Origin of the sequence: Pseudomonas parakoreensis, from assembly GCF_021602155.1 — a bacterium.
GTDB lineage: Bacteria > Pseudomonadota > Gammaproteobacteria > Pseudomonadales > Pseudomonadaceae > Aquipseudomonas > Aquipseudomonas parakoreensis.
This window is the reverse complement of record NZ_BQHY01000008.1, coordinates 115,588-139,380: the sequence shown is the minus strand read 5'-3', so window position 1 is coordinate 139,380 and position 23,793 is coordinate 115,588. Positions and strand designations below refer to the sequence as shown.

Below are 23,793 nucleotides of genomic sequence, written 5' to 3'. Positions count from 1 at the left end.
TCCCTGTCAGGAAGCGGCCATGTCTTTAGCGGTGATTCAAATGGTCAGCCAGAGCGATGTGCTGGCCAATCTGGCGCAGGCCCGACGCCTGCTTGAGCAGGCGGCAATCGGTGGCGCGAAGCTGGCAGTGCTGCCGGAAAACTTCGCCGCCATGGGCCGTCGTGACATTGCCGACATCGGTAGGGCCGAAGCGCTCGGCGAAGGCCCGATCCTGCCATGGTTGAAACAGACCGCTCGCGACCTCAAGTTATGGATAGTTGCCGGCACCTTGCCGTTGCCGCCGCTCGGGCAACCGGACGCCAAGTCTCACGCCTGCTCGCTGCTGGTCAATGATCAGGGTGAAACCGTTGCACGGTATGACAAGTTGCACCTGTTCGATGTCGATGTGGCGGACAATCGCGGGCGGTATCGCGAATCCGATGACTATGCTTATGGCAGTGGCGTCGTGGTGGCGGACACACCGGTCGGCCGAGTCGGCCTGACCGTGTGCTACGACCTGCGCTTTCCGGAGTTGTACAGCGAATTGCGCGCTGCCGGTGCCGAGTTGATCACCGCCCCGTCGGCCTTCACCGCTGTGACCGGTGCGGCGCACTGGGAGGTGCTGATTCGCGCCCGGGCCATCGAGACCCAGTGTTATGTATTGGCGGCAGCGCAGGGCGGGACTCACCCGGGACCGCGTGAAACCTTCGGTCATGCGGCGATTGTCGACCCGTGGGGCCGGGTGCTGGCGCATCAGGATCAAGGCGAGGCGGTGCTGTTGGCCGCACGCGACAGTGACGAACAAGCGTCTATCAGGGCGCGAATGCCGGTGACGAGTCATCGGCGGTTTTTCTCGCAGGGCGCCCAGCGGCCTGCTTCAGAACATGAATTTAAGGCGTAAACCTATGAGCGAGTTGTTGTCCTCAGTCAGTGATCACCTGTTGGCGCCCGGCGGCGTGACCATCGAGAGCCTGCAAGGCGTGCTCGGCGATCTGGCCGGCCCGGGGATCGATGCGGCCGACCTGTATTTCCAGGGCCAGATCTCCGAGTCGTGGTCGCTGGAAGACGGTATCGTCAAGGAAGGCAGCTTCAACCTCGACCAGGGAGTTGGCGTGCGTGCGCAGTCCGGTGAGAAAACCGGTTTTGCCTACAGCAACGCGATCACGCTTGAAGCCCTTGGTGCGGCGGCGCGTGCTGCGCGTTCGATCTCCCGCGCCGGGCAGAACGGCACGGTGCAGGCCTTCAGCACTCAGGATGTCGCACAGCTGTACGCGCCGGACAATCCGCTGGAAGTGCTGAGCCGCGCCGAGAAAGTCGAGCTGCTCAAGCGCATCGACGTCGCTACCCGCGCCCTTGATCCGCGGATTCAACAGGTCAGCGTGAGCATGGCCGGGGTCTGGGAACGGATTCTGGTGGCGTCCACCGACGGTGGCCTGGCTGCTGACGTGCGTCCGCTGGTGCGTTTCAACGTCAGCGTGATCGTCGAGCAGAATGGCCGTCGCGAGCGCGGCGGGCATGGTGGTGGCGGGCGTACCGATTACCGCTATTTCCTCGCCGAAGACCGCGCCATGGGCTACGCCCGCGAAGCGCTGCGCCAGGCGCTGGTGAACCTGGAAGCGATTCCGGCACCGGCCGGCACCTTGCCTGTCGTCCTCGGTTCGGGTTGGTCCGGCGTGCTCCTGCACGAAGCGGTCGGCCACGGTCTGGAGGGGGATTTCAACCGCAAGGGCAGTTCGGCCTACAGCGGACGGATGGGCGAAATGGTCGCCTCCAAACTGTGCACCATCGTCGATGATGGCACCTTGAGCGGCCGTCGCGGTTCGCTGAGCGTCGACGACGAAGGCACTCCGACCGAGTGCACCACGCTGATCGAGAACGGTGTGCTCAAGGGTTACATGCAGGACAAGCTCAACGCGCGCCTGATGGGTGTAGCCCGTACCGGCAACGGTCGTCGTGAGTCATACGCGCATCTGCCGATGCCGCGCATGACCAACACCTACATGCTCGGTGGCGAAAGCGATCCGGCGGAAATCATCGCATCGGTGAAGAAAGGTATCTACTGCGCCAATCTTGGCGGCGGTCAGGTTGACATCACCAGCGGCAAGTTCGTGTTCTCCACCAGCGAGGCGTACCTGATCGAGGACGGCAAGATCACCGCACCGGTCAAGGGCGCGACGTTGATCGGCAACGGCCCCGAGGCGATGAGCCGGGTGTCGATGGTCGGTAACGATCTGGCACTGGACAGCGGTGTGGGCACGTGCGGCAAGGACGGGCAGTCGGTACCGGTGGGTGTCGGTCAGCCGACGCTGAAGATCGATGCGATTACCGTGGGTGGCACGGGCGCATAAAAAGAGGTGGAGCTGCGGGTGGCGCGCAGGGCGGCCACCCGATGGCGAATCTCAACGCAGACCGCGTTGCGTATCGTCCAGCTCACGGATGTACTTGAAGATCTTGCGGCTGGAAGCAGGAGGTTTGTTGTGTGCAACCTCGTGCTGAGCCTGACGGATCAGCGAACGCAGTTGCTGGCGATCGGCATCGGGGTATTCGACGACGAATTTCTCCAGCACGGCATCGTCACCGGCGATCAGCCGGTCACGCCAGCGTTCGAGGTTGTGGAAACGCTCGTTGTACTGACGGGTGGAGGCATCGAGTTGATCGAGCAGGACCAGAATCGCGTCAGTGTCCTGATCGCGCATCAGTTTGCCGATGAACTGCAGGTGCCGTTTACGCGCGATGTTCGCGGTGTGCTTCGGCGCATCGGCCAGGGCCCGGCGCAGAGCGTCGGTCAATGGCAGTTTTGCCTGCAAGTCGGGCTTGAGTGTTGTAAGGCGCTCGCCAAGGTCAACCAGAGCATGCAGCTCGCGTTTGACCTGAGATTTGCTTTTTTCTCCCGTATCGAGGGAGTCGTCGTAAGAATCAACCATGGTGGCAGTCCGCAAAGAAACGCCGCCATGATAACCAGTCGGGGGCCGCTTGTCCGGCCCGGTCGCTCGATGACCCCAGCCGAAAGCAGAATTTGAGTGGAGATGAGCATGAGTGCAGTTCAAAGCGTCGGCCCGCAAGCATTGCCGGCACTGCAGGAACAGGTCGAGCAAATCATCGCCGAAGCCAAGCGTCAGGGCGCCAGTGCCTGCGAAGTTGCGGTGTCGCTGGAGCAGGGTTTGTCGACCTCGGTGCGCCAGCGTGAGGTCGAGACGGTCGAGTTCAATCGCGACCAGGGCTTTGGCATCACCCTGTACGTCGGCCAGCGCAAAGGCTCGGCCAGCACCTCCGCCACCGGGCCGGATGCGATTCGTGAAACCGTTGCTGCCGCACTGGCGATCGCCAGACACACCTCTGAAGACGAAGCCTCGGGCCTCGCCGATGCCGCGTTGATGGCCAGGGAGGTGCAAGATTTCGACCTGTTCCACGAATGGGACATCACCCCGGAGCAGGCGATCGAGAAGGCGTTGCTCTGTGAAGCGGCGGCGTTCGACGCCGATGCGCGAATCAAGAACGCCGACGGCACCACCCTCAGCACCCATCAGGGCTGCCGTGTGTATGGCAACAGCCACGGTTTCATCGGCGGCTACGCATCGACCCGGCACAGCCTGAGCTGCGTGATGATCGCCGAAGCCGACGGCCAGATGCAGCGCGATTACTGGTATGACGTCAATCGTCAGGGCAGCCTGCTGGCGGATCCGGTGAGCATCGGCCAGCGTGCCGCGCAACGGGCCGCGAGTCGTCTGGGCGCGCGTCCGGTGCCGACCTGCGAAGTGCCGGTGCTGTTTTCCGCCGAGCTGGCGGGCGGGTTATTCGGCAGCTTCCTGTCGGCGGTGTCTGGCGGCAGTCTGTATCGCAAATCGTCGTTCCTCGAAGGCACGCTGGGGCAGAAGCTGTTTCCGGAATGGCTGACCATCGATGAGCGTCCACATCTGATGCGCGCCATGGGCAGTGCCTCTTACGACGGTGATGGCTTGGCCACCTACGCCAAACCGTTCGTCGAAAAGGGCGAATTGGTGTCGTACATCCTCGGCACGTACTCCGGGCGCAAACTCGGCATGCCAAGCACCGCCAACGCGGGGGGCGTGCATAACCTGTTCGTGACGCATGGTGATGAAGATCAGGCAGCGCTGCTGCGTCGTATGGGCCGTGGGCTGCTGGTTACCGAGTTGATGGGGCATGGCTTGAACATGGTCACTGGCGATTATTCGCGTGGTGCGGCGGGTTTCTGGGTTGAGAACGGCGAAATCCAGTTCGCGGTGCAGGAAGTGACCATCGCCGGCAACATGCGCGACATGTTCAAGCAGATCGTCGCCGTCGGTAATGATCTGGAGCTGCGCAGCAATATTCGCACGGGCTCGGTGTTGATTGAGCGGATGACGGTGGCGGGCAGCTAAGCTCCCATCTTCACAAAAAAGGCGCGCCATCCATCCGGATGGCGCGCCTTTTTCATGTCCGCCCTGTAGGAGCTGCCGCAGGCTGCGATCTCTTGATCTTGTGTGTGAAAGCAAAATCAAAAGATCGCAGCCTGCGGCAGCTCCTACAAAGGTACTCTTGTTTTGGTTCTCATTATCATCTAATAATGAATCTCATCTCCGCACGAGTCCCGGATCATGACTTCTGCCTTGCACGAGCAGCCATACCTCGAAAGCTGGCGCTGGATGAGTCGCCAGATCCGTTGCGCGATGGACCCCGACGAACCGCGCCTGATCGAACATTACCTGGCTGAGGGCCGTTATCTGGCCTGCTGCACGGCGACTTCCCCGTGGACCATCGCTGAAACCTCCTTCCGCTTGCTGCTCGACACAGCCACCGACATCGCGTTGCCATGGCATTGGCGCAGCTTGTGTCTCGATCAAGCCTGGCGCCCGCTGCGTGAAATGGAGCGCCTGTCGCTGTGCAACTGCCGACTCCAGCGTTGGCAGCGCTACACCTGGCAACTGGCGACCTGCGAGTTGCAACCCTCGATTCCTCTCATTGAATCAGTCCAAGGATTTTCAGATGACCAAGACTCGTATTGAGCGCGACAGCATGGGCGAACTGCAGGTGCCGGTGGACGCTCTCTACGGCGCGCAGACCCAGCGCGCAGTGGATAACTTCCCGATCAGCGGCAAACCGATGCCAACGCAGTTCATCCGTGCGCTGATCCTCGCCAAAGCCGCCGCCGCGCGGGCCAACGTTGAGCTCAACCAGCTCAGCGCCTCGCAAGGCAAGGCCATCAGCGACGCCGCGCAAGGCCTGCTCGAAGGCGATTTCATGCAGCATTTTCCGGTGGAAATCTTCCAGACCGGCTCCGGCACCAGTTCCAACATGAACGCCAATGAAGTGATCGCAACCCTCGCCAGTCGCTTGCTCGGCGAGCCGGTCAACCCGAACGATCACGTCAACTGCGGCCAGAGCAGCAACGACATCATCCCGACCACCATTCACGTCAGCGCTGCCTTGGCGTTGCACGAACAACTCCTGCCGGCGTTGCTGCATCTGGTGCAGGTCATCGAAAACAAAGCCGTGCAAGTGCATCACCACGTTAAAACCGGCCGCACGCACCTGATGGATGCGATGCCGGTGCGCATGAGTCAGGTGCTCAACGGTTGGGCGCAGCAACTCAAGGCCAACATTGCCCACCTGCAGGATCTGCTGCCGAGCCTGCAATCGCTGGCGCAGGGTGGCACGGCCGTCGGCACCGGGATCAATGCGCACCCGGAATTCGCCGCGCGTTTCAGCCGCCAATTAAGCCAGCTGACCCATGTGCAATTCACTCCGGGCAAGGATCTGTTCGCCCTGATCGGCTCGCAGGACACCGCCGTCGCCGTCTCCGGCCAGCTCAAGGCCATTGCCGTGTCGCTGATGAAAATCGCCAACGACTTGCGCTGGATGAACTCCGGCCCGCTCGCCGGTCTCGGTGAAATCGAGCTGGAAGCTTTGCAGCCGGGCTCCTCAATCATGCCGGGCAAGGTCAATCCGGTGATCCCGGAAGCCACCGCGATGGTCGCCGCGCAAGTCATCGGCAACGATTCGGTAATCACCATCGCCGGCCAGTCGGGCAACTTCGAACTGAACGTGATGCTGCCAATCATCGCCCAGAACCTGCTGAGCAGCATCGAACTGCTGGCCAATGCCAGCCGTCTGCTCGGCGACAAAGCCATCGCCAGCTTCAAGGTCAACGAGGCGCGGCTCAAGGAAGCGCTGTCGCGCAACCCGATTCTGGTCACCGCGCTCAACCCGATCATCGGTTACCAGAAAGCCGCGGAAATCGCCAAGCAGGCCTACAAACAGGGTCGCCCGGTGATTGACGTCGCGCTGGAGCACACCGACCTGTCGCGCAGCCAACTGGAAAAGTTACTCAACCCCGAGAAACTCACTGCCGGCGGCGTGTAAATCCCGCAACTGCTTTGGAGGTTCACCATGGAGCACTGGAAACGCACGATCGAACGGGCCAATCGCTGCTTCATGCTCGGCGAACTGATTGATGCCCGTGAGGCTTACCTGCAAGCCCTGGCCTTGGCGCAAGTGCTGTTCGAACGCTGGGCGGACGCCGACGAAGCAGTGGCGGCCTGCGTCATCTCCCACCACAACCTGGCGGATCTGCACCTGCGCCTGAACCAGCCGGAGGAGAGCGCCGAGTACCTCTGCGCGATTCATCAACGGTTATTGCAGACCATGCAGGACGAGCGCCTGCGCCCGGCCCTGCGGGAAGCGGCGTTGCGCCAGAGCAGCAAGACCTACGTCGAGCTGCTGAATTTCATCGGCGAACACGGCGAATACCCGCGCACCCAGCGCCTGCTGCACCCGGACATCGGCAATGCACGCCGCGCGTCAGCCTCACATCACCATGGAGTCCACTGAAATGGCTTTTACCTTGCCTGCCTTGCCGTACGCCTACGACGCCCTGGAACCGCACATCGATGCGCAAACCATGGAGATTCACTACACCAAGCACCACCAGACCTACATTAACAACCTCAACGCTGCCGTCGAAGGCACTGAGTACGCCGAGTGGCCGGTGGAAAAACTGGTCGCCAGCGTCCAGCAGTTGCCGGAAAAACTCCGTGCGGCCGTGATCAATCAGGGTGGCGGGCATGCCAACCATTCGCTGTTCTGGGAAGTCATGGTGCCCAACGGTGGCGGCAAGCCTGACGGTGCACTGGCCAAGGCGATCGAGGAGCAATTGGGCGGTCTCGACAGCTTCAAGGAGGCCTTCACCAAAGCCGCGCTGACCCGTTTCGGCAGTGGCTGGGCCTGGCTCAGCGTGACCCCGGAAAAAGAACTGGTCGTGGAAAGTAGCGGCAATCAGGACAGCCCGTTGATGAACGGCAACACGCCGATTCTCGGTCTGGACGTCTGGGAACACGCCTACTACCTGCGTTACCAAAACCGTCGCCCGGAATACATCAACGCGTTCTACAACGTGATCAATTGGCCTGAAGTTGCCGCGCGTTATCAGGCTGCTCTGGTTTTAAGTCATCCATAAAAACAATCCAAGGCTGACTATGAGCACTGAAACACTGGCGGCTGGCGGTGGACGCATGTTTCGTTACGCGATCGGGTCGCTGTTGCTGCTGGCGGGCATGACTTTGCTGGCGGCGCATGGGCTGGAGTGGCTGGATCTGCAGCCGAAACTGTCGCGGGCCTTGCAGGGTGGCGCGATTTGCGCCCTCGGCACGGCGCTCGGCGCGGTGCCGGTGCTGGTGATCCGGCGCATGCCGCAGAGGCTCAGCGATACGCTGTTGGGGTTCGGCGCCGGCGTGATGCTGGCGGCGACTGCGTTTTCGCTGATCGTGCCAGGTATCGCTGCTGCTGAAAGTCTGGGCCTGACACCGTGGGCTGCCAGCGGGTTGATCTGCTTCGGCATCATGCTCGGTGCATTCGGTCTGTATCTGGCGGACCTGAAACTGTCCGGCGCCTCACCGGAAATGCTCGTCGGTACCCCTGAGCGCCCGGTGATTGCGCCGCGGATCTGGCTGTTCGTGTTTGCCATCATTGCCCACAACATCCCGGAAGGCATGGCGGTGGGGGTGTCTGCTGGCGGCGGCATGCCGGATGCCGACAGCCTGGCGATGGGCATCGCCTTGCAGGATGTGCCAGAGGGGTTAGTGATTGCGCTGGTGTTGGCCGGGGCCGGGATGTCGCGGGTCAAGGCGTTTTTGATCGGTGCGGCGTCAGGGCTGGTCGAGCCGGTTTTTGCGCTGCTCTGTGCGTGGCTGGTCAGCCTGGCAGAGTTGTTGTTGCCGTTGGGGCTGGCGCTGGCCGCGGGAGCGATGTTGCTGGTAGTGACGCATGAGGTGATCCCCGAGTCGCGACGCAATGGTCATGACAAGCTGGCCAGTCTTGGCTTGCTGATCGGGTTTTGTCTGATGATGGTGATGGATACCGCATTGGGCTGAATATCAAAAGATCGCAGCCTGCGGCAGCTCCTGCATTGGAATGCGTTCACTGTAGGAGCTGCCGCAGGCTGCGATCTTTTAATCTTTAACGATCAACCACCCTCATCGAAGTAGTTGTTGATCAACGCCACCAGCGCATCCAGCGCTTCTTTTTCCTGATGGCCTTCGGTACTCAGATAGATCTTCGTGCCCTTGCCGGCAGCCAGCATCATCATCGCCATGATGCTTTTACCGTCCACGGTTGTTTCTGGTGTACGACCCACTCTGATCGTGCAATCCGGGAACTGACCCGCCACCCCGACGAACTTGGCCGAAGCTCGGGCATGCAGGCCCAGTTTATTGATGATTTCGATTTCCAGAGCAGGCATCGCGGTGTGAATCCTTTAAGTGAGGTCGCGGTGGCGAACCTGGACGTTCTTCAGGGTTTTCTGCAGGGCCTGACCCAGGCGTTCGGTCAGGTAAACGGAGCGGTGATGCCCACCTGTGCAGCCAATGGCAATGGTGACGTAGGCGCGGTTGCTCGCCGCAAAGCGTGGCAGCCATTTATTCAGATAGCCGAAGATATCCTGATACATCTCCTCGACTTCCGGCTGCGCCGCCAGGTATTCGGCGACTGGTGCATCGAGACCCGATTGGGCGCGTAGCTCCGGCTTCCAGTACGGGTTGGGCAGGCAGCGCACGTCGAACACCAGATCCGCGTCCACCGGCATGCCGCGCTTGAAGCCGAACGACTCGACCAGAAACGCCGTGCCCGGCTCCGGTTGGTTCAGCAGGCGCAACTTGATGGTGTCACGCAGCTGGTACAGATTCAGATTGGTGGTGTTGACCTTGAGGTCGGCCAGGTCGGCAATCGGGCCGAGCAGGGCAGTTTCGTCGTTGATCGCTTCGGCCAGCGAGCGGTTGGCAGTGCTCAGCGGATGGCGTCGGCGGGTTTCCGAGAAGCGCTTGAGCAGGGTTTCTTCGTCAGCATCCAGATACAGCACATCGCACTGGATGTGGCGGGCGCGGACTTCTTCAAGCAGTTCGGGGAAACGCGACAGGTGGCTCGGCAGATTGCGTGCATCGATCGACACGGCCACCAGCGGCTGGGCCAGTTCGGTATGAATCAGGGCGCGTTCGGCGAGTTCCGGCAGCAAGCCGGCCGGCAGGTTGTCGATGCAGTAGTAGCCGTTGTCCTCAAGGACATCCAGGGCAGTACTTTTACCCGAGCCGGAGCGGCCGCTGACGATGATCAAACGCATGATTAATGACCGTTCTGCTCGCTCAGGACGACCTGATACAAGGCTTCGTTACTCGGTGCGCTGCGCAGTTTTTCGCGCACTTCCTTGCGATCAAGCATGCTGGCGATCTGGCGCAGTAATTCGAGGTGAGCATCGGTGGCCGCTTCCGGGACCAGCAGGACAAACAGCAAGTCAACCGGAGCGCCGTCGATGGCATCGAAATCAATGGGGGCATCAAGGTGCATCAATGCGCTGATAGGCGCTTCGCAGCCTTTGAGGCGACAGTGGGGAATGGCGATGCCGTTGCCGAAACCGGTGGAACCGAGTTTCTCACGGGCGATCAGCGCATCGAACACATCCTGCATGGCCAGATCCGGCACTTCTTTATGGATGAGGTTGGCAATCTGTTCGAGGGCTTTCTTTTTACTGCCGCCCGGCACGTTCACCAGGGAACGGCCGGGGGTCAGGATACTTTCAAGTCGGATCATGGGTTGGGAGTGTTAACGACCGGTTGCGCCCTGAAGGAGGCTCTGGGTCTTTTCCTTATGCTTTTTGAGTTGGCGATCCAGCTTGTCGGTCAGTGAGTCGATCGCAGCATACATGTCGGTATCTTCTGCGTTGGCGACCACTTCGCTGCCGGGTATATGCAAGGTGGCTTCGATTTTCTGCTTGAGCTTTTCGACGCACATCGTGACCTGCACGTTGGTGATCTTGTCGAAATGGCGCTCCAATCGTTCGAGTTTCTCGTTGATGTAGGTGCGCAGAGGTTCGGTCACTTCCAGTTGGTGTCCACTGATGTTGACTTGCATACAGCTTCTCCTTCGTTGCCAGTGCATAAAGCGGCAGGCCGGATAGCCTGCCACTGGAACGCTGTAACGTGGCTTACATCAACCGCTTGCGTTCGCTCGAAGGCGCGATCCCGAGGGATTCACGGTACTTGGCGACGGTGCGGCGAGCCACCTGAATGCCTTGTGCCTCCAGTAAACCAGCGATCTTGCTGTCACTCAATGGCTTTTTCTGATTTTCCGCCGCGACCAGTTTTTTGATGATCGCGCGGATCGCCGTGGATGAGCATTCACCGCCTTCAGAGGTGCTGACGTGGCTGGAGAAAAAGTATTTCAGTTCATAAATGCCCCGAGGGGTATGCATGAATTTCTGCGTGGTGACCCGGGAAATCGTCGATTCGTGCATGCCGACCGCCTCGGCGATGTCATGCAGGACCAACGGTTTCATGGCTTCGTCGCCGTATTCCAGGAAGCCACGTTGGTGCTCGACGATCTGGGTGGCCACCTTCATCAGGGTTTCATTGCGGCTTTGCAGGCTCTTGATGAACCAGCGCGCTTCCTGCAGCTGATTGCGCATGAAGGTGTTGTCGGCGCTGGTGTCGGCGCGCCGCACGAACCCGGCGTACTGCGCATTGACCCGCAGACGAGGCACCGACTCCTGATTCAGCTCGACCAGCCAGCGTTCGTTGTCCTTGCGCACAATCACGTCGGGCACCACGTACTCGGCTTCGGTGGATTCGATCTGTGAACCCGGGCGCGGATTGAGGCTCTGCACCAGCTCGATGACCTGACGCAGCTCGTCTTCCTTGAGCTTCATGCGTCGCATCAGCTGGCTGTAGTCGCGATTGCCAAGCAGATCGATGTAATCGCTGACCAGACGCTTGGCTTCGGTCAGCCAAGGAGTCTTGGCCGGGAGCTGACGCAGTTGCAGCAACAGGCATTCGCCGAGGTTGCGCGCGCCGATGCCGGCGGGTTCGAATTGCTGGATGCGGTGCAGGACGGCTTCGATCTCGTCCAGCTCGATGTCGAGTTCCGGATCAAAGGCGTCGAGAATTTCTTCGAGGGTTTCGTCGAGATAACCCTGATTGTTGATGCAATCGATCAGGGTCACGGCGATCAGGCGGTCGGTGTCGGACATCGGCGCCAGGTTCAGTTGCCACAGCAGATGGCTTTGCAGGCTTTCCCCGGCGGAGGTGCGGGTGGTGAAATCCCACTCGTCGTCATCGCTGCTGGGCAGGCTGCTGGCGCTGGTCTGGTAGACATCTTCCCAAGCGGTATCGACGGGCAATTCGTTAGGAATGCGCTCGTTCCATTCGCCTTCCTCCAGGTTGTCCACCGTCGGGGCGGTTTCCTGATAGGAGGGTTCCTGAATCTCGGTGTTGGGTTTTTGTTCGGCGTTGTCGGCCAATGGATCGGAGTTGTCGAAGTCGTCGCCTTCTTCCTGGCGCTCGAGCATCGGATTGGATTCCAGGGCCTCCTGGATTTCCTGTTGCAGATCCAGGGTCGACAATTGGAGCAGGCGGATGGCCTGTTGCAGCTGCGGTGTCATCGTCAGCTGCTGGCCCATTCTCAAGACTAGCGATGGTTTCATGGCAGGGGCTTAACACCTTATTCGCCGGCGCGCATGCGCCATCCACTACAGGGCGCCGAAGCGCCAAACTTAAGCAAATTATATGCCTGAAACTGTCGTGTTTGCCTAGAGCGCTGTAACAATAAAGCGTATAAAAAAAGCGCTTCAACGTTACAGCACCCGGACGGCTGGCCGAATGCGCTCGCGCTTTAGAGGCGGAACTCGTGGCCCAGGTACACTTCCTTCACCAAGTCGTTGGCAAGGATGGTTGCCGCATCGCCTTCAGCGATCAGTTGACCGTCGTTGACGATGTAGGCGGTCTCGCAGATATCCAGCGTCTCACGCACGTTATGGTCGGTGATCAGCACACCGATGCCCTTGGCCTTGAGGTGATGGATGATCTGCTTGATGTCGCCGACCGAGATCGGGTCGACACCGGCGAACGGTTCGTCGAGCAGGATGAATTTCGGGGCGGTCGCCAGGGCGCGGGCGATTTCCACCCGACGGCGTTCACCACCGGACAGGCTCATGCCGAGGTTGTCGCGGATGTGGCTGATATGGAACTCCTGCAGCAGGCTTTCCAGCTCCTTGCGACGACCGGCCTTGTCGAGCTCCTGACGAGTCTCGAGGATCGCCATGATATTGTCGGCCACCGACAGTTTGCGGAAGATCGATGCTTCTTGCGGCAGATAGCCGATACCGGCCTTGGCGCGACCGTGCATCGGCTGGTGGCTGACGTCCAGATCGTCGATCAGTACGCGGCCCTGATCGGCCTGCACCAGGCCGACGATCATGTAGAAGCAGGTGGTCTTGCCGGCGCCGTTCGGGCCGAGCAGGCCGACGATCTGGCCGCTGTCGATCGACAGGCTGACGTCACGCACGACCTGGCGGCTTTTATAGGCCTTGGCCAGGTGCTGAGCTTTCAGAGTTGCCATTACTGGGTTTTCTCGTCGGTTTTCTTCTTCGGCTGGATCACCATGTCGATGCGCGGACGCGTCTCGGTGACCTTGTTGCCGGTAGCGCGACCGGCGCTGGCCAGTTTTCTCACCGTGTCATAGACGATTTTCTCGCCCTGGGTGGTGTTGTTGTCCTTGTCGACAACCTTGGCCTTGTCGATCAGCACGACGCGGTTTTGCGCGGCGTGATACTGGATCGTCACGCCCCAGCCCTGTACAGGCTTGGTGTCACCCTGGGTTTGCAACTGCTCGAAGTAGGCAAGGTTACCCACCGAGGTCACCACGTCGATGTCGCCGGTCGGGGTACGGGTGATGGTCACCGTATTGCCCTTAACGATCATCGAACCCTGGGTGATGATCACGTCACCTTTATAGGTGGCGATGCCATTCTTGTCGTCCAGTTGGGCGTCGTCGGCCTGAATGCGGATAGGTTGCTGCTGATCGTTCGGCAGAGCCCAGGCGCTCACGCTTCCCAGTGCTGCGCCCAGACTGAGCAAAATAGGGAGGGTTTTAACGAGCCTCATACTGTCCTCTTACGTTCGATTGCAGGTGTATCCTGCTTTCCTTCAAATACGCCTTCATTCCCACGCCAGTCGATACACCGCCAGCGCCGTCGATTCTAACGGGTTGCTCGGTCTGCGCATATTGCTGCTGAGGGAACACCGTCATGCGGGTGCTGGTGATCAGGGTGTCGCGGTTCTTTTCATCGGTGCGCTTGATGCGTACCGAGTCGATCAGTTCTACCTGGGTTCCGTCCGGGTTCACTTCGCCACGCTCGCTGGTCACGTGCCACGGAAAGTCTGTGCCGCGGAACATGTTGAGGTCGGGTTTGGTGACCAGTGTCACGTCCGTCGCTTTCAGATGCTCGGCCTTGTCCGACGTCATTTCGTACTGCACCTTGCCGTCCGGAAGGTATTGCAGGGTATGCGTGTTCGTGGCGTACCAGTCGATGGCGGTGTCTTCGACCTTGGTCACAGGTTTGTCGAGGAACCGTTCAGGGCTGATGTTCCAGTAGCCGACCGCTGCGAACAGGGCAGCGATACAGCCGAACAACAGGAAGTTGCGAAATTTTTTGCTAAACATGGTTTGGCTCACAGGTACGCGGCGTTGGCCGCATCGAGGCGGCCCTGGGCGCGCAGGATCAATTCGCAGAATTCGCGGGCGGCACCTTCGCCACCGCGGGCCCGAGTGACGCCATGGGCGTGTTCGCGCACGAAGTCGGCAGCATTGGCCACGGCCATGCCCAAGCCTACGCGGCGGATCACCGGCAGGTCAGGCAGGTCGTCACCGAGGTAGGCGACCTGTTCATAGCTTAGGCCCAGTTGCGCCAATAGGCCGTCCAGAACCACCAATTTGTCTTCGCGGCCCTGAAACAGGTGCGGGATGCCGAGGTTCTTCGCCCGGCGCTCGACCACCGGCGTCTTGCGGCCGCTGATGATGGCGGTTTCTACGCCGGCATTCATCAGCATCTTGATGCCCTGGCCGTCGAGGGTGTTGAAGGTCTTGAATTCGCTGCCGTCTTCGAGGAAGTACAGGCGCCCGTCGGTGAGGACGCCATCGACGTCGAACACCGCCAGTTTGATCGCTTTGCCGCGTTGCAGCAGATCGGTTGTCATTACATCACTCCTGCACGCAGCAGATCGGAGAGGTTGAAGGCGCCGATCGGGCGATCTTCTTCGTCCACGACCACCAGTGCGTTGATTCGGTGGTCTTCCATGATTTTCAGCGCTTCGGCGGCGAGCATCTCCGGCCGTGCGGTCTTGCCGTGTGCGGTCATGACCTGGTCGATGGTGGCGCTGCGGATGTCGATGCTGCGATCCAGGGTGCGGCGCAAGTCGCCGTCGGTGAAGATCCCGGCGAGTTTGCCATCGGCTTCAACGATCGCGGTCATGCCCAGGCCCTTGCGGGTCATTTCCATGAGCGCGTCCTTGAGCAGGGTACCGCGTTGCACTTGCGGCAGCTCCTGGCCGGCGTGCATGACGTTTTCCACTTTCAGCAACAGGCGTCGACCCAGGGCGCCGCCCGGGTGGGAGAAAGCAAAATCTTCGGCGGTAAAACCCCGGGCTTCCAGCAGCGCCACGGCCAGGGCATCGCCCATGACCAGCGCAGCGGTGGTCGAGGAAGTCGGTGCCAGGTTCAGCGGGCAGGCTTCGTGCTCGACGTGAACGTTGAGATTGACTTCGGCGGCCTTGGCCAGCGGTGACTGTGGATTGCCGGTCAGGCTGATCAACTGGATGCCCAGGCGCTTGATCAACGGCAACAGGGTGACGATTTCGTTGGTCGAGCCGGAGTTGGAGAGGGCGAGGATCACGTCATCGCGGGTGATCATGCCCATGTCGCCGTGGCTGGCTTCGGCTGGATGAACAAAAAATGCCGGGGTGCCGGTGCTGGCCAGGGTCGCGGCAATCTTGTTGCCGACGTGCCCGGATTTGCCCATGCCGACCACGACCACACGGCCCTTGCTGGCCAGAATCATCTCGCAAGCGCGTACGAAATCGGCGTCGATATGGGGCAACAAGCCTTGTACGGCTTCCACTTCGAGGCGGATGGTGCGTTGTGCCGATTGAATCAGGTCGCTGGATTGGCTCATGTCAGAAATCGTATAGCCCGATGAAAAGGCGGCGATTATAGCGGTTATGTTGAAAAGCCTCACGCAAGTTCGTCGAGCTTTGTCATTCCTGGCAACCAAAACCCTGAAAAAGTGCCATCGGGCCTGTCATATCGTTGAACGCGGAAGGGCATGGGCCTTGGGCGCTTGGCGTTTGCAGTGATATAGTTCGCCGCCAGTTCGGCCTGCCCGGGAGGTATGTGCTTTCTGCGGAAAGCCAGGCGTCCGAGTGAGAGGCTGCATCGCAAGGAGTTTAGATGAGTGCCGATAACGCCTACGCGGTCGAGCTGAAGGGAGTCTCCTTCAAGCGCGGTGCGCGCAGCATTTTCAATAACGTCGATATTCGCATCCCGCGCGGCAAGGTTACCGGCATCATGGGGCCTTCCGGGTGTGGCAAGACCACGCTGCTGCGATTGATGGGCGCGCAATTACGGCCCTCCAGCGGGGAAGTCTGGGTCAACGGTCAGAACCTGCCGTCGCTGTCGCGCAGTGATCTGTTCGATGCGCGAAAGCACATGGGCGTGCTGTTTCAGAGTGGCGCGCTGTTCACCGATCTCGATGTCTTCGAGAACGTCGCTTTCCCCCTGCGGGTTCATACCCAATTACCGGACGAGATGATCCGCGACATCGTCCTGCTCAAATTGCAGGCGGTTGGACTGCGCGGCGCGATCGAGTTGATGCCTGACGAACTGTCGGGCGGCATGAAGCGTCGCGTGGCGCTGGCGCGGGCGATCGCGCTCGATCCGCAGATCCTCATGTATGACGAGCCTTTCGTTGGTCAGGATCCGATCGCCATGGGCGTACTGGTGCGCCTGATCCGTCTGCTCAACGATGCGCTGGGCATTACCAGCATTGTGGTTTCCCACGACCTGGCCGAAACCGCGAGCATCGCTGACTACATCTATGTCGTGGGTGATGGTCAGGTGCTGGGACAGGGCACGCCGGACGAATTGATGAACTCGGATGAACCGCGTATTCGCCAGTTCATGACCGGCAACCCCGATGGCCCGGTGCCGTACCATTTTCCAGCGACGGATTACCGCGCAGATCTTCTGGGGAAGCGCTGATGCGCAGAATTTCATTGATAGAACGCGTCCGCCGCTTCGGCGAGACGGCGATCGACGCCGTGGCGGTGTTTGGCCGCGCGACCCTGTTCCTGTTTCACGCCCTGCTCGGTCGTGGCGGCATCAGCGGCGGTTTTGGTCTGCTGGTCAAGCAACTGCATTCGGTTGGCGTGATGTCGCTGGTGATCATCGTCGTCTCCGGGATTTTCATCGGCATGGTGCTGGCGCTGCAGGGCTTCAGTATTCTGTCGAGCTACGGTTCGGAGCAGGCAGTGGGGCAGATGGTCGCCCTGACTTTGCTGCGTGAATTGGGTCCGGTGGTGACGGCGCTGCTGTTTGCCGGGCGTGCCGGTTCGGCGCTGACGGCCGAAATCGGCAACATGAAGTCCACCGAACAGCTTTCCAGCCTGGAAATGATCGGCGTCGACCCGCTCAAGTACATCATTGCTCCGCGCCTGTGGGCCGGTTTCATTTCCCTGCCGGTGCTGGCGATGATTTTCAGCGTGGTCGGCATCTGGGGTGGTTCGTGGGTGGCTGTCGACTGGCTGGGTGTGTATGAAGGCTCTTATTGGGCGAACATGCAGAACAGCGTGAATTTCACCAGTGACGTGCTCAACGGCGTGATCAAAAGTATTGTTTTTGCCTTTGTAGTGACCTGGATTGCCGTATTCCAAGGCTATGACTGTGAGCCCACTTCCGAGGGGATCAGTCGTGCCACCACCAAGACCGTGGTGTTTGCCTCGCTGGCAGTGCTCGGCCTGGACTTTATTCTGACCGCTTTGATGTTTGGAGATTTCTGATGCAAAACCGCACCCTGGAAATCGGTGTCGGCCTGTTCCTGCTGGCAGGGATCCTGGCCTTGTTGCTGCTGGCGCTGCGGGTCAGTGGCCTGTCTCCGACCTCGACCACCGACACCTATAAGCTGTATGCCTACTTCGACAATATCGCCGGTTTGACGGTCAGAGCCAAAGTGACCATGGCCGGTGTAACCATCGGCAAGGTCACGGCCATCGATCTGGATCGCGACAGCTTCACCGGTCGGGTCACCCTGCAAGTGGATAAAAAGGTCGACAACCTGCCGACCGACTCCACAGCGTCTATCCTGACCGCTGGCCTGTTGGGCGAGAAGTACATCGGTATCAGCGTGGGTGGGGAGGACACTCGTCTGAAGGATGGTGGAACCATCCACGACACGCAGTCGTCTCTGGTACTGGAAGACCTGATCGGTAAATTCCTGCTCAATACCGTTAGCAAAGACGCCAAATGAGGAGCTTTTGAATGATCTCTACCTTGCGACGTGGCCTGTTGGTGTTGCTCGCGACACTGCCACTGCTGGCTAACGCTGCGCCCGGGCAATCGGCGCACGATCTGGTTCAGGACACCACGAACCGGATGCTGGCCGACCTGTCGGCCAATAAAGCGAAATACAAGCAGGATCCGGCTGATTTCTATGCCGCTTTGAACAATATCGTCGGCCCGGTAGTGGATGCCGAGGGCATTTCCAAGAGCATCATGACGGTCAAGTATTCGCGCAAGGCCACGCCTGCGCAGATGCAGACCTTCCAGGAAAACTTCAAGAAAGGCCTGTTCCAGTTCTACGGCAATGCCTTGCTCGAATACAACAATCAGGGCATCACGGTTGATCCGGCCAAGGATGAATCGGGCGATCGCACCAGCGTCGGCATGACCGTCAAGGGCAGCAACGGCGCGATCTATCCGGTGCAGTACACGCTGGAGAAGATCAACGGCGAGTGGAAGCTGCGCAACGTGATCATCAACGGCATCAACATCGGCAAGCTGTTCCGTGATCAGTTCGCGGATGCGATGCAGCGCAATGGCAACGATCTGGACAAGACCATCAACAATTGGGCTGGCGAAGTGGCCAAGGCCAAGGAAACCACCGAGAAAGCTGCCGAGAAGCCAGCGCAATGAATGAGGCGGCAGTTCGTATGAGTGATGTCGACGAGCTATTGCTCAGCGGAGTGCTGGACTATCGCACAGGCCCCGACCTGCGCAAGGAAGGCCAGGCGCTGATCAAGTCCAGCAAGGCGGCATCGCTGGTGATTGATTGTTCGGCAGTGAAGAAGTCCAGCAGCGTCGGCTTGTCCTTGCTGCTGTGCTTCATGCGCGATGCCCGGGCGGCCGGCAAGGCTGTCAGCATCCGCGCGATGCCGGAAGACATGCGCGAAATCGCTCAGGTCAGCGAACTGACCGAGTTGCTGGCGCACCCCTGAACCCGCATCGACAAACAAGCCCCCCGTCAGAGTCCTGCCAATGCGGGGTTCGCAGGCGCGGGGCTTTTTTGTATGATGTCCGACCCGTGCGCACAGGGCGCCGATTGAGGTTGAGCATGCAGGCCGTAGAAGTGAAGAGCTTCCTTGAAGGAAAGCTGCCAGGAACGCAGGTGGAAGTTGAAGGCGAAGGCTGCAACTTCCAGCTGAACGTGATTAGTGATGAACTGGCGGCGTTGAGCCCGGTCAAGCGTCAGCAAAGCATCTATGCCCATTTGAACCCTTGGATCGCTGATGGCAGCATCCACGCGGTCACTATGAAATTTTTCAGCAGCGCGGCCTGGGCCGAGCGCACCTGAGCCCTAGGGCGTCGAGATTCTTATGGATAAATTGATTATTACCGGTGGCGTTCGTCTTGATGGCGAAATCCGTATCTCCGGGGCGAAGAACTCCGCCCTGCCGATTCTGGCCGCCACCCTGCTGTGCGATGGCCCGGTGACCGTTGGCAACCTGCCGCACCTGCACGACATCACCACCATGATCGAGCTGTTCGGTCGCATGGGCATCGAGCCTGTGATCGACGAGAAACTCAGCGTTGAAATCGACCCACGCACCATCAAGACCCTGATCGCGCCGTACGAACTGGTGAAAACCATGCGTGCCTCGATCCTGGTTCTGGGGCCGATGGTTGCCCGTTTCGGTGAAGCCGAAGTCGCCCTGCCTGGCGGTTGCGCCATCGGTTCGCGCCCGGTTGACCTGCACATCCGTGGTCTCGAAGCCATGGGCGCGGTGATTGACGTCGAAGGCGGCTACATCAAGGCCAAGGCGCCTGAAGGTGGCCTGCGCGGCGCAAGCTTCTTCTTCGATACCGTCAGTGTGACCGGTACCGAAAACATCATGATGGCTGCAGCCCTCGCCAAGGGCCGCAGCGTGCTGCAGAACGCTGCGCGCGAGCCGGAAGTGGTTGACCTGGCGAACTTCCTCAACGCCATGGGCGCCAAGGTTTCCGGCGCTGGTACCGACACCATTACCATCGATGGCGTCGAGCGCCTGGGCTCGTGCTTCTACAAAGTCATGCCTGACCGTATCGAAACCGGCACCTACCTGGTGGCCGCAGCGGTCACCGGTGGCCGTGTGAAGGTCAAGGACACCGATCCGACCATCCTCGAAGCCGTTCTGGAAAAGCTCCGTGAAGCCGGCGCTGAAGTCACCAGCGGTGACGACTGGATCGAGCTGAACATGCACGGCAAGCGCCCGAAAGCGGTCAACGTGCGCACAGCGCCGTACCCGGCGTTCCCGACCGACATGCAGGCGCAGTTCATCTCGCTCAACGCCATTGCCGAAGGCACCGGTGCGGTAATCGAGACGATCTTCGAAAACCGTTTCATGCACGTGTACGAACTGCACCGCATGGGCGCCAAAATCCAGGTCGAAGGCAACACTGCGATCGTCACCGGTACTGAAGTGCTGAAGGGCGCGCCAGTGATGGCCACCGACCTGCGTGCTTCGGCGAGTCTGGTCATCTCGGCCCTGGTGGCCGAAGGCGATACCCTGATCGACCGCATCTACCACATCGACCGTGGTTACGAGTGCATCGAAGAAAAACTGCAGATGCTGGGCGCCAAGATCCGTCGCGTTCCGGGCTAGTCGCTGCACTGGGCACAGGGAGGTGTCCACTGAATTTGTTTCGAGTCGAGCCGGTATCCGGCTCGATGTGTGTCCGGCGCCGATTGCGACCGGACATGAGTACCTTGATAAGGACTGACGTTTCCCATGTTGACCATCGCACTGTCCAAGGGCCGCATCCTTGACGATACCCTGCCGCTTCTCGCCGAAGCCGGCATCGTGCCGACCGAGAATCCGGACAAGAGCCGCAAACTGATCATCCCCACCACTCAGGATGACGTACGTCTGTTGATCGTGCGTGCCACCGACGTGCCGACCTATGTCGAGCATGGCGCGGCCGACCTCGGCGTCGCCGGTAAAGACGTGCTGATGGAATACACCGGCCAGGGCCTCTACGAGCCGCTGGATCTGCAGATTGCCCAGTGCAAGCTGATGACGGCCGGCAAGATCGGCGCAGCCGAGCCCAAGGGCCGTTTGCGCGTGGCGACCAAGTTCGTCAACGTTGCCAAGCGCTACTACGCCGAGCAGGGCCGTCAGGTCGACATCATCAAGCTCTACGGCTCGATGGAGCTGGCGCCGCTGATCGGTCTGGCCGACAAGATCATCGACGTGGTCGACACCGGCAACACACTGCGCGCCAACGGCCTGGAACCTCAGGAACTGATCGCGACGATCAGCTCGCGCCTGGTGGTCAACAAGGCTTCGATGAAGATGCAACACGCCCGAATCCAGGCGTTGATCGATACCCTGCGCACGGCAGTGGAATCGCGACACCGCGGCTGATGTACCTGCGCGACCTTGAGTCGCGCCCGTCTATCCGCCTCATAGCCAGAATCTCAGGTGCCCAAGCGGAAACGACTGCTAAGTTAGGGCGCCTGAGTTTTTGCCATTCCTATGAGGCTCTCGCTATGACCGCACCGACTGCAATTCGCCGACTCAACGCTGCTGACCCGGATTTCGCGCATCATCTGGATCATCTGCTGAGCTGGGAAAGTGTGTCTGACGACTCGGTCAATCAGCGCGTGCTGGACATCATCAAGGCGGTGCGCGAACGCGGTGACGCCGCGCTGGTCGAGTTCACCCAGAAATTCGACGGTCTCGAAGTCGCCTCGATGGCTGACCTGATCCTGCCGCGCGAGCGTCTGGAACTGGCCCTGACTCGCATCACCGTGGCACAGCGCGAAGCGCTGGAAAAAGCCGCGGCGCGGGTGCGCAGCTACCACGAAAAACAGAAACAGGACTCCTGGAGCTACACCGAGGCCGACGGCACCGTGCTCGGCCAGAAGGTTACGCCGCTGGATCGCGCCGGCCTGTACGTGCCGGGCGGCAAGGCGTCATACCCGTCGTCGGTGTTGATGAACGCGATTCCGGCCAAGGTTGCCGGCGTGGCCGAAGTGGTCATGGTGGTGCCGACCCCGCGCGGTGAAATCAATGAGCTGGTGCTGGCGGCGGCGTGCATTGCCGGCGTTGACCGGGTGTTCACCATTGGCGGCGCACAAGCGGTTGCCGCACTGGCTTACGGCACCGAAAGCGTGCCGCAGGTGGACAAAGTGGTCGGCCCGGGCAACATCTATGTCGCCACTGCCAAACGCCACGTATTCGGTCAGGTCGGCATCGACATGATCGCCGGCCCCTCGGAAATTCTCGTAGTGTGCGACGGCCAGACCGATCCGGACTGGATCGCCATGGACCTGTTCTCCCAGGCCGAGCACGACGAAGACGCGCAGGCGATTCTGGTCAGTCCCGACGCCGAGTTCCTCGACAAGGTCGCGGCGAGCATCGACAAACTGCTGCCGACCATGGACCGCGCAACCATCATCGAAACCTCGATCAATGGCCGTGGTGCGTTGATTCACGTGAAGGACATGGCGCAAGCCATCGAAGTCGCCAACCGCATTGCTCCGGAACACCTTGAGTTGTCAGTCGCTGATCCGCAGGCCTGGCTGCCGCAGATTCGCCACGCCGGCGCGATCTTCATGGGCCGCCACACCTCTGAAGCGCTGGGTGATTACTGCGCCGGCCCGAACCACGTGCTGCCAACCTCCGGCACCGCGCGTTTCTCCTCACCGCTGGGCGTGTACGACTTCCAGAAACGTTCGTCGATCATCTTCTGCTCCGAGGCCGGTGCTTCCGAGCTGGGCAAGACCGCTTCGGTGCTGGCCCGTGGCGAATCCCTGAGCGCGCACGCACGCAGTGCCGAATACCGCATCAAAGACGAAGTGAAGGGGAATTGAACATGAGTAAATTCTGGAGCCCGTTCGTCAAGGATCTGGTGCCCTATGTGCCGGGCGAACAGCCGAAGCTGACCAGACTGGTCAAGCTCAACACCAACGAAAATCCGTATGGCCCGTCGCCCAAAGCCCTGGCGGCGATGCAGACCGAACTCAACGACAATCTGCGCCTGTACCCGGACCCGAACAGCGATCTGCTGAAAACCGCCGTCGCCCACTACTACGGCGTGCAGAGCAATCAGGTGTTCCTCGGCAACGGTTCGGACGAAGTGCTTGCGCACATCTTCCACGGTCTGCTGCAACACGAGCAGCCGCTGCTGTTTCCGGACATCAGCTACAGCTTCTATCCGGTGTATTGCGGTCTGTACGGCATCCAGTTCGACGCCGTGCCGCTGGACGCACAGTTCCAGATCAACCCGGCGGACTACGCCAAACCCAACGGCGGGATCATATTCCCCAACCCGAACGCACCCACCGGTTGCCTGTTGGCGCTGGAGGCGGTCGAGCAGATCCTCAAGGCCAGCCCGGATTCGGTGGTCGTGGTGGATGAGGCCTACATCGACTTTGGCGGCGAAACGGCGATCAGCCTGGTGGATCGTTATCCGAACCTGCTGGTGACCCAGACCCTGTCCAAGTCGCGCTCGCTGGCCGGACTGCGCGTCGGCCTGGCGGTGGGGCATCCGGATCTGATCGAAGCGCTGGAGCGCATCAAGAACAGCTTCAACTCCTATCCGCTGGATCGTCTGGCGATTGTCGGGGCGGCGGCCGCGTTCGAGGATCGCGAGTACTTCGACAAGACGTGCCGTCTGGTCATCGAAAGTCGTGAGTGGGTCATCGCGCAATTGCAGGCCAAGGGTTTCGAAGTGCTGCCGTCGGCGGCGAACTTCATCTTTGCCCGTCACCCGCAACACGATGCGGCAGGGCTGGCGGCCAGGCTGCGCGAGCAGGGCGTGATCGTGCGTCACTTCAAGCAGGAGCGGATTGCCCAGTTCCTGCGGATTTCGATCGGTACGCCGGAGCAGAATCAGGCGCTGATCGACGGCCTCGGCGACCTCTAAACCGCCGCTGAACCTGTGGGAGCGAGCCTGCTCGCGAAAGCGCTTGGCCATTCAATAACGATGTTGAATGTGCCGGCCTCTTCGCGAGCAAGCTCGCTC

Annotated in this window: 29 protein-coding genes; 18 read left to right on the top strand and 11 right to left on the bottom strand. The window is 60.5% G+C overall.

Going from position 1 to position 23,793, the window contains the following annotated elements; translation table 11 throughout:
- Positions 1-19: 19 nt before the first annotated feature.
- Complete coding sequence (locus L6D63_RS14480) at positions 20-880, top strand: carbon-nitrogen hydrolase family protein (RefSeq protein WP_131671452.1); 861 nt, start codon at positions 20-22, stop codon at positions 878-880.
- A gap of 4 nt (positions 881-884) precedes the next feature.
- Complete coding sequence (gene tldD / locus L6D63_RS14475; RefSeq protein WP_007961588.1) at positions 885-2,327, top strand: metalloprotease TldD; 1,443 nt, start codon at positions 885-887, stop codon at positions 2,325-2,327.
- Between the two features lie 51 nt (positions 2,328-2,378).
- Here tldD and yjgA read toward each other — a convergent pair whose 3' ends face one another.
- Positions 2,379-2,903: a ribosome biogenesis factor YjgA gene (gene yjgA / locus L6D63_RS14470; RefSeq protein WP_007961589.1), complete on the bottom strand. Its 525-nt coding sequence runs from the start codon at positions 2,901-2,903 to the stop codon at positions 2,379-2,381.
- 108 nt (positions 2,904-3,011) lie between these two features.
- Here yjgA and pmbA point away from each other — a divergent pair, with 108 nt between their 5' ends.
- The 6 genes from pmbA (at position 3,012) to L6D63_RS14440 (ending at position 8,345) form a co-directional block, all read left to right on the top strand.
- A complete protein-coding gene (gene pmbA, locus L6D63_RS14465) occupies positions 3,012-4,358 on the top strand; it encodes a metalloprotease PmbA (protein WP_047291293.1) in 1,347 nt (448 codons plus the stop codon).
- 216 nt (positions 4,359-4,574) lie between these two features.
- Positions 4,575-4,982, top strand: coding sequence for a FagA protein (locus tag L6D63_RS14460; RefSeq protein WP_121183718.1), 408 nt, complete (start codon positions 4,575-4,577; stop codon positions 4,980-4,982).
- Positions 4,963-6,339, top strand: coding sequence for a class II fumarate hydratase (locus L6D63_RS14455; protein ID WP_131671453.1), 1,377 nt, complete (start codon positions 4,963-4,965; stop codon positions 6,337-6,339). Before L6D63_RS14460 ends, L6D63_RS14455 begins: the two co-directional genes overlap by 20 nt.
- A gap of 27 nt (positions 6,340-6,366) precedes the next feature.
- Positions 6,367-6,807, top strand: a complete 441-nt coding sequence (locus L6D63_RS14450; RefSeq protein WP_047291299.1) for a hypothetical protein — start codon at positions 6,367-6,369, stop codon at positions 6,805-6,807.
- Position 6,808: 1 nt separating this feature from the next.
- Positions 6,809-7,432, top strand: coding sequence for a superoxide dismutase (locus L6D63_RS14445; protein WP_047291301.1), 624 nt, complete (start codon positions 6,809-6,811; stop codon positions 7,430-7,432).
- A 19-nt stretch (positions 7,433-7,451) separates the two neighbouring features.
- Complete coding sequence (locus tag L6D63_RS14440) at positions 7,452-8,345, top strand: ZIP family metal transporter (protein WP_047291303.1); 894 nt, start codon at positions 7,452-7,454, stop codon at positions 8,343-8,345.
- A 92-nt stretch (positions 8,346-8,437) separates the two neighbouring features.
- Here the strand turns inward: L6D63_RS14440 and L6D63_RS14435 are convergent, their stop codons facing one another.
- The 10 genes from L6D63_RS14435 to L6D63_RS14390 form a co-directional block, all read right to left on the bottom strand.
- A complete protein-coding gene (locus L6D63_RS14435) occupies positions 8,438-8,713 on the bottom strand; it encodes an HPr family phosphocarrier protein (RefSeq protein WP_047291306.1) in 276 nt (91 codons plus the stop codon).
- A 15-nt stretch (positions 8,714-8,728) separates the two neighbouring features.
- Positions 8,729-9,586 carry an RNase adapter RapZ gene (gene rapZ, locus L6D63_RS14430; protein ID WP_047291309.1) on the bottom strand — a complete coding sequence of 286 codons (858 nt, stop codon included), beginning with the start codon at positions 9,584-9,586 and terminating at the stop codon, positions 8,729-8,731.
- 2 nt (positions 9,587-9,588) lie between these two features.
- Positions 9,589-10,053: a PTS IIA-like nitrogen regulatory protein PtsN gene (ptsN, locus tag L6D63_RS14425; RefSeq protein WP_041072845.1), complete on the bottom strand. Its 465-nt coding sequence runs from the start codon at positions 10,051-10,053 to the stop codon at positions 9,589-9,591.
- Between the two features lie 12 nt (positions 10,054-10,065).
- On the bottom strand, positions 10,066-10,374 hold the full coding sequence (hpf, locus tag L6D63_RS14420) for a ribosome hibernation-promoting factor, HPF/YfiA family (protein WP_025109458.1): 309 nt from the start codon (positions 10,372-10,374) through the stop codon (positions 10,066-10,068).
- 73 nt (positions 10,375-10,447) lie between these two features.
- Entirely contained in the window at positions 10,448-11,941 is a 1,494-nt protein-coding gene (locus L6D63_RS14415) for an RNA polymerase factor sigma-54 (RefSeq protein ID WP_131671454.1), read from the bottom strand.
- Between the two features lie 188 nt (positions 11,942-12,129).
- On the bottom strand, positions 12,130-12,855 hold the full coding sequence (gene lptB / locus L6D63_RS14410; protein ID WP_041072850.1) for an LPS export ABC transporter ATP-binding protein: 726 nt from the start codon (positions 12,853-12,855) through the stop codon (positions 12,130-12,132).
- The gene (gene lptA, locus L6D63_RS14405; RefSeq protein ID WP_025109456.1) at positions 12,855-13,400 is read right to left on the bottom strand and encodes a lipopolysaccharide transport periplasmic protein LptA; all 546 of its coding nucleotides are present in this window, start codon (positions 13,398-13,400) and stop codon (positions 12,855-12,857) included. Before lptA ends, lptB begins: the two co-directional genes overlap by 1 nt.
- Positions 13,387-13,959, bottom strand: a complete 573-nt coding sequence (gene lptC / locus L6D63_RS14400; RefSeq protein WP_041072852.1) for an LPS export ABC transporter periplasmic protein LptC — start codon at positions 13,957-13,959, stop codon at positions 13,387-13,389. The genes lptA and lptC overlap by 14 nt, the downstream gene beginning before the upstream one ends.
- Before the next feature lie 8 nt (positions 13,960-13,967).
- Positions 13,968-14,492, bottom strand: coding sequence for a KdsC family phosphatase (locus L6D63_RS14395; RefSeq protein WP_007967216.1), 525 nt, complete (start codon positions 14,490-14,492; stop codon positions 13,968-13,970).
- Positions 14,492-15,466: a KpsF/GutQ family sugar-phosphate isomerase gene (locus tag L6D63_RS14390; RefSeq protein WP_027610849.1), complete on the bottom strand. Its 975-nt coding sequence runs from the start codon at positions 15,464-15,466 to the stop codon at positions 14,492-14,494. Before L6D63_RS14390 ends, L6D63_RS14395 begins: the two co-directional genes overlap by 1 nt.
- Before the next feature lie 275 nt (positions 15,467-15,741).
- Here L6D63_RS14390 and L6D63_RS14385 point away from each other — a divergent pair, with 275 nt between their 5' ends.
- The 10 genes from L6D63_RS14385 (at position 15,742) to hisC (ending at position 23,694) form a co-directional block, all read left to right on the top strand.
- The gene (locus tag L6D63_RS14385; protein ID WP_047291316.1) at positions 15,742-16,551 is read left to right on the top strand and encodes an ATP-binding cassette domain-containing protein; all 810 of its coding nucleotides are present in this window, start codon (positions 15,742-15,744) and stop codon (positions 16,549-16,551) included.
- Positions 16,551-17,348, top strand: coding sequence for a lipid asymmetry maintenance ABC transporter permease subunit MlaE (mlaE, locus tag L6D63_RS14380; RefSeq protein WP_025109452.1), 798 nt, complete (start codon positions 16,551-16,553; stop codon positions 17,346-17,348). Before L6D63_RS14385 ends, mlaE begins: the two co-directional genes overlap by 1 nt.
- Positions 17,348-17,815 (top strand): outer membrane lipid asymmetry maintenance protein MlaD, encoded by a 468-nt coding sequence (mlaD, locus tag L6D63_RS14375; protein WP_007967220.1) that lies wholly within the window; start codon positions 17,348-17,350, stop codon positions 17,813-17,815. The genes mlaE and mlaD overlap by 1 nt, the downstream gene beginning before the upstream one ends.
- 11 nt (positions 17,816-17,826) lie before the next feature.
- Positions 17,827-18,480, top strand: coding sequence for an MlaC/ttg2D family ABC transporter substrate-binding protein (locus L6D63_RS14370; protein ID WP_041072855.1), 654 nt, complete (start codon positions 17,827-17,829; stop codon positions 18,478-18,480).
- On the top strand, positions 18,477-18,782 hold the full coding sequence (locus L6D63_RS14365; RefSeq protein WP_041072857.1) for an STAS domain-containing protein: 306 nt from the start codon (positions 18,477-18,479) through the stop codon (positions 18,780-18,782). The genes L6D63_RS14370 and L6D63_RS14365 overlap by 4 nt, the downstream gene beginning before the upstream one ends.
- A gap of 116 nt (positions 18,783-18,898) precedes the next feature.
- Positions 18,899-19,138 (top strand): BolA family protein, encoded by a 240-nt coding sequence (locus L6D63_RS14360; RefSeq protein ID WP_007953556.1) that lies wholly within the window; start codon positions 18,899-18,901, stop codon positions 19,136-19,138.
- A 22-nt stretch (positions 19,139-19,160) separates the two neighbouring features.
- Positions 19,161-20,426 (top strand): UDP-N-acetylglucosamine 1-carboxyvinyltransferase, encoded by a 1,266-nt coding sequence (gene murA, locus L6D63_RS14355; protein WP_047291321.1) that lies wholly within the window; start codon positions 19,161-19,163, stop codon positions 20,424-20,426.
- 126 nt (positions 20,427-20,552) lie between these two features.
- Positions 20,553-21,188, top strand: coding sequence for an ATP phosphoribosyltransferase (gene hisG / locus L6D63_RS14350; RefSeq protein WP_041072861.1), 636 nt, complete (start codon positions 20,553-20,555; stop codon positions 21,186-21,188).
- Positions 21,189-21,313: 125 nt separating this feature from the next.
- A complete protein-coding gene (hisD, locus tag L6D63_RS14345; protein ID WP_047291324.1) occupies positions 21,314-22,639 on the top strand; it encodes a histidinol dehydrogenase in 1,326 nt (441 codons plus the stop codon).
- 2 nt (positions 22,640-22,641) lie between these two features.
- Positions 22,642-23,694, top strand: a complete 1,053-nt coding sequence (gene hisC / locus L6D63_RS14340) for a histidinol-phosphate transaminase (RefSeq protein ID WP_047291326.1) — start codon at positions 22,642-22,644, stop codon at positions 23,692-23,694.
- Positions 23,695-23,793: the final 99 nt, after the last annotated feature.